The following is a 12152-nucleotide window of genomic DNA, read 5'->3' as shown; positions in this document are numbered from 1 at the left end:
GCTGACGGAATAAAAGAAATATTTGCAAAGTATTCAGGCATAGTTTTCAATAAAACAGGCCAAACAAATAATTTGATTTATCAAACGGCTTTATTTTGACGCTGAAATTTTGGGGATACTTCTCTTAAAATCAAATTTTATATATTTTTATAAATTTCTATTGTCAGTTTAGTATTTTTGCTATATATTCCGAAGAGAAATACCAAACAGGCATGAAATGAACATAGAAAACATTTTGTCAAAAAGAGACATGGCTTTGCTTTTGGATTTAATCCAGAAAAGCCTTTTATGCAGGAGTGAATCAGAATTCAGGGATCTGCTTAACAGTTTAAAAAAAATAATTAATTACGAATATGCGCTTTGCGCATTAGCTGATTTAGATGATAAAACAGGTTTTATAAAATCCTATGAAACCATAAATATAAGTTACCCTTCAGAATGGATGGAGCTTTATCTTGAAAAAAGATTTGATCAAATTGACCCTATAGTTATTGAAAATATCACAAAATACGACCTGCAATATTGGAATGAAACCTATAGAAAAAGCAATCCCCCTAAGGAATTCCTGTATTTGTCACAGGATTTTGGGCTGAAAGAAGGGTATTCATATGGTTTATGTGACTTTATCAAAACGAAAGGCAGCTTGTTTTCATTTTCAGGCAGATCCGTTCACCAGCATATCAGGACACAAACCATTTTAAAATATATAATACCGCACTTTCACCAGGCCTTGATTCGGGTCGTATCACAAGATAAGAATAAAGAGTTTATTAATACGAAACACATTATTTCGTTGCGTGAAAAAGAAATTCTTAAGTGGCTGAAATCCGGAAAAAGTTCATGGGAAATATCAAATATTCTTCATATTGGCGAATGTACCGTAAATTTTCACATACGAAATATCCTGCGTAAACTGAACGCTGTTAAAAGGGGCCAGGCTGTTGCCATAGCTATTGAAAATGGCTTGATTGGTATTCAATAAACCATTTAAACATATTTGGTTTATTGGCGGCGTTTAGAAGTTCAAATTCCTGCCAGTCCATAACGGCGGCTAAAGTGTTTACGCCGTCAGGCATTATTACCGGCCTGCCGATCATTTTGAAAGGGAATCCCTGTTTTAACAATAATCTGAAAAATTCCTGTTTTATCACAAGATAAACATATCTGACTTTTTCTTTCATGCACCAGTGATAAACACCTTTGTAAAGCAATAAACTGATTGAATAATTGCCAAAATTACCGCTATTGCTGTTTCTTGTCTCGGGGTCAATACAAAGACGGGATAGTTCAATAGTATCGGGTTCTTTTCTGATTTTAACTGATGGATCGATTAAAAAAGAAAATTCTTTTTCAATCATAATTGTTTCTTTTGCCTTTATTATGCGAAGAAAGGCCAAAAGCTTATGCCCTGAATTAAACACCCCCATATGAGTAGATTTAGAATCATAATGATCGATTTCCAGTTTGTTGTATGAAGGTTTAACCCATTTTAATTCGTCACAAAAGATTTTATGCCTTAAATAATAGGCTTGAAATTTTTCCCTTCTTGTCAAAATATTTTTAACTATTAATTTTCCTTCATCAATAAAAAAGGGAAATATATATTGATTTTGTTTTTGTACAAAATTGGATTTATTTTGTCCAATATACATTTTCCCCTCCTTATTAAAGATATTTCTATTAATATAAACGGAAAAAAAGAGTTTTTTAATACCTATCAGAAATGATAGGTGTCCTAAAAAGATAAAAATTGTAAAATATAAAGGGATGTTTTAGTCACTTTAAAAATAATGAGGGATTGTATGAACAAAAAACCAAATATTTTATGTGTTGATGGTAAACCCAGTGCCCTGTTCCTGCTGGGGATTGAATTGACCCAAAGCGGGTATGAAACAATTACAGCGGAAAATGGTGATGAGGCACTGGCTATTCTTCAAAGGAAAAGGGTGGATTTAGTTCTTTTAAGTACTGTAATGCCGAAATTGTCGGGTTATGATGTGTGTGAAAAGATAAAGAAATCTTATAAAACCAGACACATCCCGGTGGTAATGATCGGCGACAAGGATTGTAAAGAAAATAGGGACAAAAGCATTAAAGCCGGCGCGGATAGTTTTATTTCCAGGCCTTTTGATTGGATAGAGCTGTTGAACCGGGTAAGAATTTTATTAAAAATACATTCTGAATATGGTTAAAACATTGAATTGAATGACAAAAAATCCCACACTCAGATGGAAAAATGGGAATTTGAGGAACTGTCCCATCCCTCCGGTTTCTTGAAAGGGTTAGAATGTTTCTAACTTAAAACCAGATTTTCTATGAGTGTGGGGATTTTAATCCGCTATAGCTGGTGCCCTTTTGAATAACAGAGAGCACTTAGGAGGAAGCGATAATATGCCCAGATTAATTCATGTTTTGGTAGTTTCAGATTCAGAAGAGGATACTTTGCTGATAGTGCACGAAATCCAATGTAAAGGGTATCAGGTCGTTCACAGACGCGTAGATGCACCCGAAGACATGCGTAATACATTAAAAAATGCCAGGTGGGATATTATTATTTTGAATTACAAAATGTCTAATTTCAGTTGTATGGAAACATTAAAGCTGCTTGGGAGGGAAAACATTGATATCCCGTTTATTATAGTATCTTATCCAGCGGGGCAGGGAACAGACATAAATATTACGAGGGAAGGTACGGCGGATTATGTTATACAGGGGGATTTGAAAAGGCTGGTTCCCGTGATTGAACATGAAATGCGTGAAGCAGAAATCCACCGGGCCAGGAAGGCGGCTGATAAAGAATTGCACAAAACACGGGAACAGTTACAACATTTACTTTCTTACAGCCCCCCAGTGATATATTCCTGCAAACCTTCTGATGATTGTGAAATTAAATTTGTAAGTGAAAATATTTTCAGGCAGCTGGGTTATCACCCTAAGGATTTTATAGATAACCCTCTTTTCTGGGTGACTCATGTTCATCCCTGCGATGCTCCGACAGCCTCCTTTAGAAAACAAAAAGGTGTTTTTATTCAAAATTCAAAAAAAGAGATTCAGTTTGAACATCAGGTCCAGGAATACCGTTTTTTGCATAAGGACGGTACATGGAGGTGGTTGCATGATGAACAGAATCTTATTCATGATAAAGACGGAAAACCCTTCGAAGTAATTGGCTGCTGGACCGATGTTACCCGGCGCAAAGAAGCTGAAGAAAAAATTAAACAGGGTTTTTATAAATTAAAAAGAATATTGGAGGAAACAGCAAGCGCTTTATCGTCGGTATTGGAAAAAAGGGACCCTTATACTGCCGGTCATCAACAAAGGGTAACTAAGCTGGCCTGCGCAATAGCGCAGGAAATAGGACTTTCAGAGGAACAGATTGAAGCGGTCCGTATCGCGGGTGTGCTTCATGATATAGGTAAAATATCAATACCTTCGGATATTTTGAGTAAACCAGGGAAGTTAACACCGATAGAATTCGGTTTAATGAAAACACACTGTCAAATCGGTTATGAAATACTTAAACCAATAGAATTCCCATGGCCGGTTGCTCAAATAGTGTTCCAACATCATGAGCGGATAAATGGCGGGGGGTATCCAAATAAATTAAAAGAAGATAAAATTCTGTTAGAGGCACAAATTATCGGTGTGGCTGACGTTGTTGAAGCAATGGCATCCCATAGGCCGTACAGGCCGGCTTTGGGCCTGGATAAAGCGCTTGAGGAAATTTCTGATAAAAAAGGGATATTTTATCCTGCGTTAATTGTAGATGCCTGTTTAAAAATATTTCATGACCCGGAGATTAAATTTAACTGGAACTGAGAGAATTAAAAATATTTTCCTCCTCGACAAAAAACAGTAAAAGGTATAGAATTATAAAATATTGTTTTTAAAAGGAGGGTAAATGGACCTGAAAAAGATTCATTTAAGTGAAAGTGACATTCCCCGGCAATGGTATAACCTCGCGGCTGATTTCAAAAGCCCGCCTCCTCCCCCGTTAGGTCCTGACGGGAAACCTGTGTCGCCCGATATGCTTTCACCCGTATTCCCGATGAACCTGATAGAACAGGAAGTCAGCCAGAAAAGGTGGATAGATATACCTGATGAAATAATTGAAATTTTATACCGCTGGAGGCCGGTCCCCCTGCGAAGGGCGGTATACCTTGAAAAGTTTTTAAAGACCCCGGCCAGGATTTACTATAAAGATGAGAGCACAAGCCCTCCCGGGAGCCATAAGCCCAATACGGCGGTCCCCCAGGCCTGGTATAACAAACAGTTTGGGATAAAAAACCTTGCCACGGAAACAGGGGCGGGCCAGTGGGGAAGCGCGCTTGCATTTGCCTGTAAACTTGTGGGAATTAACTGCAGGGTTTTCATGGTCAGGATAAGCTTTGAACAAAAACCCATGCGCAAGGCCATGATGAGAGTTTGGGGCGCACAGTGTGTTCCAAGCCCGAGCACGGAAACGAATGCGGGACGCGAGGTGCTTAAAAAAATGCCTGACACGCCAGGCAGTCTGGGTATCGCCATAAGCGAGGCGATTGAAGCGGCGGTGACAGACAAGTCGGGGAAAACGAGATACTCGCTTGGAAGTGTTTTAAACCATGTACTGCTTCACCAGACGATTATAGGTCTTGAGGCGAAAAAACAATTGAAATCGGTAAGGGAAAAAACACCCGATATAATTATCGGGTGCGCCGGAGGGGGAAGCAATTTCGCCGGGCTGGCGTTCCCGTTTGTAAGCGATAAAATCAACGGTTCCAAAATAACAATTATTCCTGTTGAACCAACCGCCTGCCCGAGCATGACAAGGGGCGCGCTTACGTATGATTTTGGAGATCTGGCCTGCATGACGCCGCTTATAGCTATGCATACACTTGGCCACAGTTTTATCCCGAAACCGATTCACGCCGGAGGCCTGCGTTATCACGGCATGGCCCCTATGGTCAGCCACGCGATCAAAGAAAAGCTTCTTGAACCGAGGGCGTATAACCAGCTTGAATGTTATGAATCTGCCCTTGTATGGGCCGGGACCGAAGGCGCGATTTGCGCCCCGGAAACAAGCCACGCCATAGCATGTGTTATCGAAGAAGCGAAAAAGGCGAAGGAAGAGGGCAAAGAAAAAGTGATATTGTTTAATTACAGCGGCCACGGGCTTATGGACCTTACCGGGTATGAAAAATATTTATCGGGTGAGCTTACCGACTATCAGCTTCCTGAAGAAGAACTGCGGGAATCATTAAAAGCAATCAGGGATTTGCCGAAACCGTAAGTTAGTGTATTACTGTTTTAGATGTTTTTGACGAAGAATTCCCTGAGATTTTTCTGGTATTTTTCCGTGCTTTTAATGATTTTATTCATCATGTCAACAACAAGCGCGGGCTGTTTTCCAACGGCTGTTTCTCCTGAAAGCATAAGATACTCCGCGCCGTCCAGGATGGCGTTAGCCACATCGCTCACCTCGGCGCGCGTGGGCGTATTGTTCTCGGTCATAGTCTCAAGCATCTGGGTTGCGACAACCACCGGCTTTCCGGACAGATTGCATTTTTTTATTATTTCTTTTTGAAAGATCGGAACTTTATAAATAGGAAGGCTTATTCCCAAATCGCCGCGGGCGATAACAATACCATCGGATTCTTTAATTATCGCGTCGATATTCCGCAAAGCTTCTTTATTTTCTATTTTGGCAAAAACTTTACAGTCTGCATGGTTATTTTTAATTATAGCTTTAATCAGGCGTATATCTTCCGCATTTCTTACAAAAGACTGGGAGATATAATCAGCTTTATGTTTTATTCCAAAACTTAAATCGAATTTGTCCTTTTCCGTCAGAGCGTCGAACGGAAGATTTACATCAAGGATGTTGATTCCTTTTCTTTCCTTAAGAATTCCACTGATCAAAACTTTTGTTTTAAGCTGTTTTTTTCCCTTGGCAATAACTTTTAAAAGTATTTTCCCGTCATCGATGCAGATTAAATTGCCGTTTTTAATTAAATCCAGGCGGCCTTTATAATCAAACGAAGCTTCTTTTTCATTGCCGGTAATTTCTTCCTGTGTAAGATAAAAATCAGAATTTTTATTTAACTGGATTTCATTTTTTAATCTTCCGATCCGGATCCGGTATCCTTCCAGATCCTGCATAACCTTTATGTTTTTATCCAGGCCGCGGACAAGATTAATCCTCTGCAAATGTCTCTGGTGTGTCCCATGTGAAAAATTTAGCCTGACGACATCCAGCCCGAACAAAATCATTTTTTTTAAAACTGATATTTTGTCTGTAGACGGCCCTAATGTGGCAATTATCCTGGTTTTTGGCATTGATAAACCTTATTTTATATATTTAAACAAACAACAAAATTCCAATTGCTGTAACGCACAAAAAAGAAAATATAAGAAAAGAGTCAGCATATTTAAAAAAATAGCCGGAAATTCGCGGGGAAAGGCGGAATATTTTTCCCGCGGTGCGGGCTTTTTTTTCAGGCGGGATAAATGTCAGCCTCCTGCTCTCCCACAGAAAAACGAGCCAGAAAGAAAGAAGTATTCTGGGTATGGATTTTAATTCATTACGGAAAACACTCCATATTACCATAATGAGCGTTGACACCGCCAGCAGGCCCATAAAAAGCATCAGGTACACGAGCGAAATTAATTTACCCGCCTGCATTGTTTTATCGATTTTTCCGCAGCAAATGGACATAGTCGCTATGCTCCAGTTATAAGTTTAAAGTTGAAAGTGAAAAGTTAACGAATTTTCTTGCGATTTCCTTTTTTTTCCTGCAGTATTCCACGGCGATCCGGCGCTCTTTTTCCTCTGTCGTATCTTCAAAAAGATGATACAGATACCTGCCGTAAGCCCCCATGAAAGGCGAAAAAATACACGCAGGCTGGGTGGGATGGAAAATTATCCCGTCGGACGTCCCGCCGAACAAGGCATATTTAAATTTGCGGTTTTTGCTTAAGCCCGCTTCGTAAAGTATTTCCTGCCGTTTGTCTTTATCAGAAAAACAAAAAATAGGGTTTGTGTAATTAATGCCAAATTCACCATCAAAAAGCGCGTATTCCCGCAGTAATTCCGGCATTTGTTCAAAGGCCTGTTCCTGGTTTGAGCCGTCAATAATATCAGGGACTTTATTTTTAAGATTATACAAAATGGCCTTTGCGTGCATAGCGATCCTGCACGCGAGGCATACCAGGGCCATAAGGTGTGTTTTATAAATTTTAAGATCATGGGCGAAATTGTCAATAAAGATTTCACGGAATATGTCTCCGATATAAATCACACTATGGGTGAATCTGTCTTTTCCGTATTTTTGAATAAGATCTTCAGCCCGTTTGCATGTCTTATCGACCTGCCCCATGCCGTATTTTATCCCCCGGTCAAAGGTCAGGAGGTGGACTTTATCGTAGTTGTTTAATGCCAGGATACTTGTTGCCGTGGAGTCCGTTCCTCCTGAAAAAAATAGACTTACTTCTCTTTTTTGCATAATTTTTATATTTCCCTTTTCACCCACCTGAACTTCCCCGACGGTTCAGCGGAGATGGATTTTGTAAAAATTATCTCAATGTCAGCAGAATTTCCAAGAACGCGCTTTAAACCCTGTTTAATTTTGTCCGCTTCTAAATATACCTCATTTTTAACAATAAGAAACAATTTAAATTTAATTAAACCGTCCTGTATAAGCTGGAAGAATTTTACCTCATGATAATTCCCGAAAAATTCCAGGATTTGGCGCGGGCTGATTTTCCGGCATGTTTCATTAATGACAAAATCCGCGCTCCTTCCTTCAAGGTAATTAATCAAAGGCAGTCCCCTGCCGCAGGGGCACATTTTTTGGGAAAAAGAACCTCTGTCCCCGATTTTATAGCGTATAAAAGGCTGAGTATAATTATCAAGATCCGTAATTACAAAGTTCCCGCATTCGCCCGGTTTTGCCGGTTTGCCGCCCCTCATGCATTCAAAATAATACGAATCCGCCGAAAGATGAAGCCCTTCATGCCGGGAGCAGTCATGGCCGATGCCTTCCATTTCATGAGGCCCGTAGCGGTTGAAAATTTCCCCCTGGAAATATTTTTTTAATTTTTCACGGATAGCGTCTGTCAATAAGCCGATTGAAATGATGTTCTCTATCTTAAGGGGCTTAAGCCCGTTTTCTTCCATAAAATAACCAAACATGAGCAGGCTGTCGGTTGATGTTTCAAAAACTTTTGGCGGTGATGAGGCAAGATTGTCATATATATATTTTAATAAACGCGGATCGGCATCAGTGGAATCCCTCGTTATCGGCGGAAAGAGCACCCTGCGGTGTCCGAAAAAATAAGCGAATTTTTTGATTTTTGAAAAGGATTCATTCCCGTAGCTTGAATGTGTGTGCCACCAGAGGCTCGCGATTTTATCGCCGGGTTGCCATCCCGTATAGTTTAATCCGCGCAGAAAGAGGGCGTATTTTATACTGTAAGTTTTAACATCAAAAGGCCAGTTTAGCGGAGTTCCCGTGGTGCCCGAGGTTTTTATCCATTCAAGACCCTCCGCTTTTAAATCCGGGTTGAGCGGCATCTTTTCTTCCATAAGTTCTTCTTTTGTCGTAATTGGAATAAGAAGCATGTCCGCGGGGGTATTGATGTCCTCCGGTTTTATGCCCGCGCGGTCGAATTTGTTTTTATAAAAAGGGACCGTTCTGTATGAATAATCAAGGATGGCCTTTAGTTTTTTCCACTGGAGCTTTTCGATTTCCTCCCGAGAGAGCCACTGGTTTTTCAAAAGGACCTTATACTTTTGCCAAGCGTCATATTTTGAAACACTGCCGGCAAACGCGTAAACCGATTCAACGATTTTGTTGTAAACCCCTGCACCAAACCGTCTATCAGATGAATTATCACTATTAGGCGGATTTTTAGAATGTTTACTGCTGTTTGAACCATTTGAGTTAGTTGGTTTGGTCTGGGGGTAAATCATAATTGTTTGTCCAGGGGGCTTTGCACACCCAGAATATTTTTTGTAGCAATATGTGTATAAATCATTGTGGTTTGCAGGTTGCTATGCCCAAGCAATTCCTGAATTGTTCTTATATCATATCCGTTTTCCAAAAGGTGTGTGGCAAAACTGTGCCTTAAAGCATGTATAGATGCAAATTTTGGGATTCCTGCTTTACCGACTGCTATTTTAAATGCCTTCTGTAATGATGCGGGATGCATGTGATGCCTGCGTACAATGTGTGTTCGTGGGTCAACTGAAATGGACTTTGATGGAAACAGCCAGAACCAGATCCATTCTTTTCCCGCGTTTGGATACTTTTTATCAAGGGCATTAGGGAGAAAAACACCTTGAACATTATTTTTTCTGTCTTCTTCATATAAGGTCCTGATTTCTGAAATATGTTTGATAAGTTCGTCTTTAAGCCTCTCTGGTAATACAGTCCGGCGGTCCTTATCACCTTTGCCTGCACGAACAATAAGTATATTTTGTTCCAAATCAATGTCTTTTATCCTGAGAGAAAGACATTCCTGCAGGCGCAGGCCGCATCCATAAATAAGCATCGCCATAAGACGGTTGGTTCCCGATAAAAAGTCGAATATCGAATGCACTTCTTTAACGGTCAGGACAACCGGTAATTTACGCTTATATGATGAGCGGACGGCGTTCAATTCATTTTCGCCAATATCTTTTTCAAGAGCATATTTATAAACAAATATAATCGCGTTCAAGGCTTGATTTTGAGTAGAGGAAGAGACTTTACGTTCAACGGCAAGTGAACTTAAAAAATTCTGAATATCAATTGTTTCCAAAGCCGAAGGCGGTTTATCCTTTATAAACTTACGAAATGACTGCAGCCATATAATATAAGTTTTTTCTGTGCTGTATGAGCGGTGTTTAAGCCTTAATATATTCCTTGTTTTTGTTTCAAGTGATGCCCATTCCTTGCTGATTCCCGATGGTTTAGGAGGGGAAATTATTTGTGAAGATGAAAGAAAATAATTATAAAGCCTTAAGGCGTTATCTGCCTGTTTTATCTGCCAATCTTCATGGTTTCTCGAAATATGTTTAAGAAACTGATTTTTCTGTTCGTTATTAATGTTATTTGATAAGTCTGAATCCAGAAAGTTATAGCAGTCAGATGTCCATTTCAAATAAAAAGGAACATGCTTTGGATTAATATTTGCTTTAACCAGAAGGTAATCCCTGAACTTATCTATCATATATAATTATATTTATAACTTATATAGATTCCGTATAATATTTAAATATTTATTATTATACCGAATATTTATGCAAGATCAATAGTTTTTTTAACAAAAATGATTGACAAAGCATATGGTTGAGAGTAATATTTTACTAAACTATAGAATAAACATAAAAGTAAATGTTAGCCCAAAAAATAAGGAGATTATAAATTTATGGCAATCCCAGATTACCAATCAATAATGCTCCCCTTTTTGAAATTTGCTTCTGATAAAGAAGAACACTCTAAACAGGAAACCGTTGATAATCTCTCCAAATATTTTAAACTAACCGAACAAGAATTAAAAGAGCTTCTTCCAAGCGGACGGCAACAAATATTTGATAATCGTGTTGGCTGGGCAAGAACTTACTTGAAAAAATCTGCGCTTATAAAATCCACACGCCGGGGTTATTATGTGATAACAAATAGAGGCCTTGAGGTTTTAAAAAATAATCCGGATAAAATTGATGTCAACTTTCTCGAACAATTTCCGGAATTTAAGGAATTCCGGGCTCTCAAACGGGAAAAAGAAGAAGAAAAAACTTCTGAGGCAGATCAAACCAGTACACCTGAAGAAATTTTTGAAACCTCTTATTTTAAGTTAAAAGAATCTTTAGCAAATGAACTTCTTCAACTTATTAAATCCAGCGATCCTGCTCTTTTTGAAAAAACAGTCATTGAATTACTGGTCAAAATGGGTTACGGGGGTAGCCGTAAAGATGCAGGTGAAGCTATTGGGAAAACGGGTGATGAAGGAATCGACGGAATTATAAAAGAAGATAAACTGGGGCTTGATATTATTTATGTACAAGCGAAACGATGGGAAAATACAGTAAGCAGGCCGGAAATTCAGAAATTTGCGGGAGCGTTACAGGGACAACGCGCGAAGAAAGGGATTTTTATTACAACCTCTGACTTTACTAAAGAAGCACAAGAATACACATCAAAAATCGATATCAAAATAGTCTTGATTGACGGAAAAACTCTTGCCCAGTTGATGATTGACAATAATGTAGCTGTTTACCCTGTTTCAAGCTATGAAATAAAGAAAATTGATTCAGACTATTTTGCAGAAGAATAATCCTTCGAATAGCGAATAATAATAACGCTTGACATTAATATCCTATATGCGTTATTATTAAGACATGATTAAGTCCTTCAAGTGTAAGGAAACGGAAAAAATATACAATCGTTTGTTTTCTAAAAAGTTACCACAAGACATACAAAAAGTTGCTTTAAATAAATTGTGGATGCTAGACGCAACAACAGCTTTGGAGGATTTAAAAATCCCCCCTTCTAATCATCTTGAAAGTTTAAGAGATGATAGAAAGGGACAACATAGCATTCGTATTAATCGACAGTGGCGGATTTGCTTTAAATGGCATGACGGCAATTCGTATAATGTTGAAATTGTTGATTACCATTAAGGAGGTTTTAACCATGACTCATAAAAAAATGCCACCTGTACATCCAGGCGAAATACTATTTGAAGAATTTCTTAAACCAATGGAAATCAGCCAGTATAGACTTGCCCATGATATTAATGTTCCTCCCCGGCGCATAAATGAAATAGTTCATGGCAAACGCAGTATCACAGCAGATACTGCCTTACGGCTTGGTCGTTATTTTAAAATGTCTGCTCAATTCTGGATTAATCTTCAAAGCCATTATGACCTTGAGGTTGAGTCAGATAAATTATCAGACCGGCTTACCCATGAAGTTTTAGTATATCAGACAGCTTAAAAAGAAAAATAAAATAGCCTAACAATTGTGCTGCACTGGACGGGCAGTAGCCCGCCAGTGAGCTTCGGCGTTTTGCCTGTCGAAAAACCCCTATTTTCATCAAAAAGTACTTTCTTTGTATTAAATAATCAGGTATAATGTAAACAATATATTATAACTGAAAGGAGAAAGCATTAAATGGCCCGCTATAAGAAC

General features: G+C 38.8%; 13 protein-coding genes. 7 read left to right on the top strand and 6 right to left on the bottom strand.

All coding sequences use genetic code 11. The features are described 5' to 3' along the window. The first annotated feature begins 217 nt into the window (after positions 1-217). On the top strand, positions 218-982 hold the full coding sequence (locus AB1498_05590) for an autoinducer binding domain-containing protein (protein ID MEW6087759.1): 765 nt from the start codon (positions 218-220) through the stop codon (positions 980-982). Here AB1498_05590 and AB1498_05585 read toward each other — a convergent pair. Continuing rightward, positions 951-1652, bottom strand: coding sequence for an acyl-homoserine-lactone synthase (locus tag AB1498_05585; GenBank protein MEW6087758.1), 702 nt, complete (start codon positions 1650-1652; stop codon positions 951-953). The two genes, AB1498_05590 and AB1498_05585, sit on opposite strands and share 32 nt — an antisense overlap. 150 nt (positions 1653-1802) lie before the next feature. Here AB1498_05585 and AB1498_05580 point away from each other — a divergent pair, with 150 nt between their 5' ends. From AB1498_05580 to AB1498_05570, 3 genes are all read left to right on the top strand, one after another. Further along, positions 1803-2192 carry a response regulator gene (locus AB1498_05580; GenBank protein MEW6087757.1) on the top strand — a complete coding sequence of 130 codons (390 nt, stop codon included), beginning with the start codon at positions 1803-1805 and terminating at the stop codon, positions 2190-2192. Between the two features lie 199 nt (positions 2193-2391). Next, a complete protein-coding gene (locus AB1498_05575) occupies positions 2392-3819 on the top strand; it encodes an HD domain-containing phosphohydrolase (protein MEW6087756.1) in 1428 nt (475 codons plus the stop codon). A gap of 82 nt (positions 3820-3901) precedes the next feature. Beyond that, positions 3902-5269: a TrpB-like pyridoxal phosphate-dependent enzyme gene (locus AB1498_05570; protein ID MEW6087755.1), complete on the top strand. Its 1368-nt coding sequence runs from the start codon at positions 3902-3904 to the stop codon at positions 5267-5269. A 17-nt stretch (positions 5270-5286) separates the two neighbouring features. Here the strand turns inward: AB1498_05570 and pyk are convergent, their stop codons facing one another. From pyk to AB1498_05545, 5 genes are read right to left on the bottom strand one after another with little or no spacing between them, the layout of a single operon-like run. Further along, the gene (gene pyk, locus AB1498_05565) at positions 5287-6315 is read right to left on the bottom strand and encodes a pyruvate kinase (GenBank protein MEW6087754.1); all 1029 of its coding nucleotides are present in this window, start codon (positions 6313-6315) and stop codon (positions 5287-5289) included. A 22-nt stretch (positions 6316-6337) separates the two neighbouring features. Beyond that, on the bottom strand, positions 6338-6694 hold the full coding sequence (locus AB1498_05560) for a hypothetical protein (GenBank protein MEW6087753.1): 357 nt from the start codon (positions 6692-6694) through the stop codon (positions 6338-6340). Between the two features lie 16 nt (positions 6695-6710). Continuing rightward, the gene (locus AB1498_05555; protein ID MEW6087752.1) at positions 6711-7481 is read right to left on the bottom strand and encodes a 7-cyano-7-deazaguanine synthase; all 771 of its coding nucleotides are present in this window, start codon (positions 7479-7481) and stop codon (positions 6711-6713) included. A 5-nt stretch (positions 7482-7486) separates the two neighbouring features. Then, a complete protein-coding gene (locus AB1498_05550; GenBank protein MEW6087751.1) occupies positions 7487-8950 on the bottom strand; it encodes a hypothetical protein in 1464 nt (487 codons plus the stop codon). Next, positions 8947-10191 (bottom strand): integron integrase, encoded by a 1245-nt coding sequence (locus AB1498_05545; protein MEW6087750.1) that lies wholly within the window; start codon positions 10189-10191, stop codon positions 8947-8949. The genes AB1498_05550 and AB1498_05545 overlap by 4 nt, the downstream gene beginning before the upstream one ends. Before the next feature lie 198 nt (positions 10192-10389). Between AB1498_05545 and AB1498_05540 the strand changes: the two genes are divergently transcribed. The 3 genes from AB1498_05540 (at position 10390) to AB1498_05530 (ending at position 11957) form a co-directional block, all read left to right on the top strand. Next, positions 10390-11295 (top strand): restriction endonuclease, encoded by a 906-nt coding sequence (locus tag AB1498_05540; GenBank protein MEW6087749.1) that lies wholly within the window; start codon positions 10390-10392, stop codon positions 11293-11295. 64 nt (positions 11296-11359) lie between these two features. Beyond that, a complete protein-coding gene (locus AB1498_05535) occupies positions 11360-11641 on the top strand; it encodes a type II toxin-antitoxin system RelE/ParE family toxin (GenBank protein ID MEW6087748.1) in 282 nt (93 codons plus the stop codon). 13 nt (positions 11642-11654) lie between these two features. Beyond that, positions 11655-11957, top strand: coding sequence for a HigA family addiction module antitoxin (locus tag AB1498_05530; protein ID MEW6087747.1), 303 nt, complete (start codon positions 11655-11657; stop codon positions 11955-11957). Positions 11958-12152: the final 195 nt, after the last annotated feature.

It is taken from the genome of bacterium (assembly GCA_040754625.1).
GTDB lineage: Bacteria > JACRDZ01 > JAQUKH01 > JAQUKH01 > JAQUKH01 > JAQUKH01.
This window is presented reverse-complemented; position numbering and strand designations above follow the sequence as displayed.

Bases quoted from the DNA above. Each gene is read 5' to 3' on its own strand.
- AB1498_05590 (MEW6087759.1), top strand. From the start codon at position 218: ATGAACATAGAAAACATTTTGTCAAAAAGAGACATGGCTTTGCTTTTG.
- AB1498_05585 (MEW6087758.1), bottom strand. From the start codon at position 1,652: ATGTATATTGGACAAAATAAATCCAATTTTGTACAAAAACAAAATCAA.
- AB1498_05580 (MEW6087757.1), top strand. From the start codon at position 1,803: ATGAACAAAAAACCAAATATTTTATGTGTTGATGGTAAACCCAGTGCC.
- AB1498_05575 (MEW6087756.1), top strand. From the start codon at position 2,392: ATGCCCAGATTAATTCATGTTTTGGTAGTTTCAGATTCAGAAGAGGAT.
- AB1498_05570 (MEW6087755.1), top strand. From the start codon at position 3,902: ATGGACCTGAAAAAGATTCATTTAAGTGAAAGTGACATTCCCCGGCAA.
- pyk (MEW6087754.1), bottom strand. From the start codon at position 6,315: ATGCCAAAAACCAGGATAATTGCCACATTAGGGCCGTCTACAGACAAA.
- AB1498_05560 (MEW6087753.1), bottom strand. From the start codon at position 6,694: ATGTCCATTTGCTGCGGAAAAATCGATAAAACAATGCAGGCGGGTAAA.
- AB1498_05555 (MEW6087752.1), bottom strand. From the start codon at position 7,481: ATGCAAAAAAGAGAAGTAAGTCTATTTTTTTCAGGAGGAACGGACTCC.
- AB1498_05550 (MEW6087751.1), bottom strand. From the start codon at position 8,950: ATGATTTACCCCCAGACCAAACCAACTAACTCAAATGGTTCAAACAGC.
- AB1498_05545 (MEW6087750.1), bottom strand. From the start codon at position 10,191: ATGATAGATAAGTTCAGGGATTACCTTCTGGTTAAAGCAAATATTAAT.
- AB1498_05540 (MEW6087749.1), top strand. From the start codon at position 10,390: ATGGCAATCCCAGATTACCAATCAATAATGCTCCCCTTTTTGAAATTT.
- AB1498_05535 (MEW6087748.1), top strand. From the start codon at position 11,360: ATGATTAAGTCCTTCAAGTGTAAGGAAACGGAAAAAATATACAATCGT.
- AB1498_05530 (MEW6087747.1), top strand. From the start codon at position 11,655: ATGACTCATAAAAAAATGCCACCTGTACATCCAGGCGAAATACTATTT.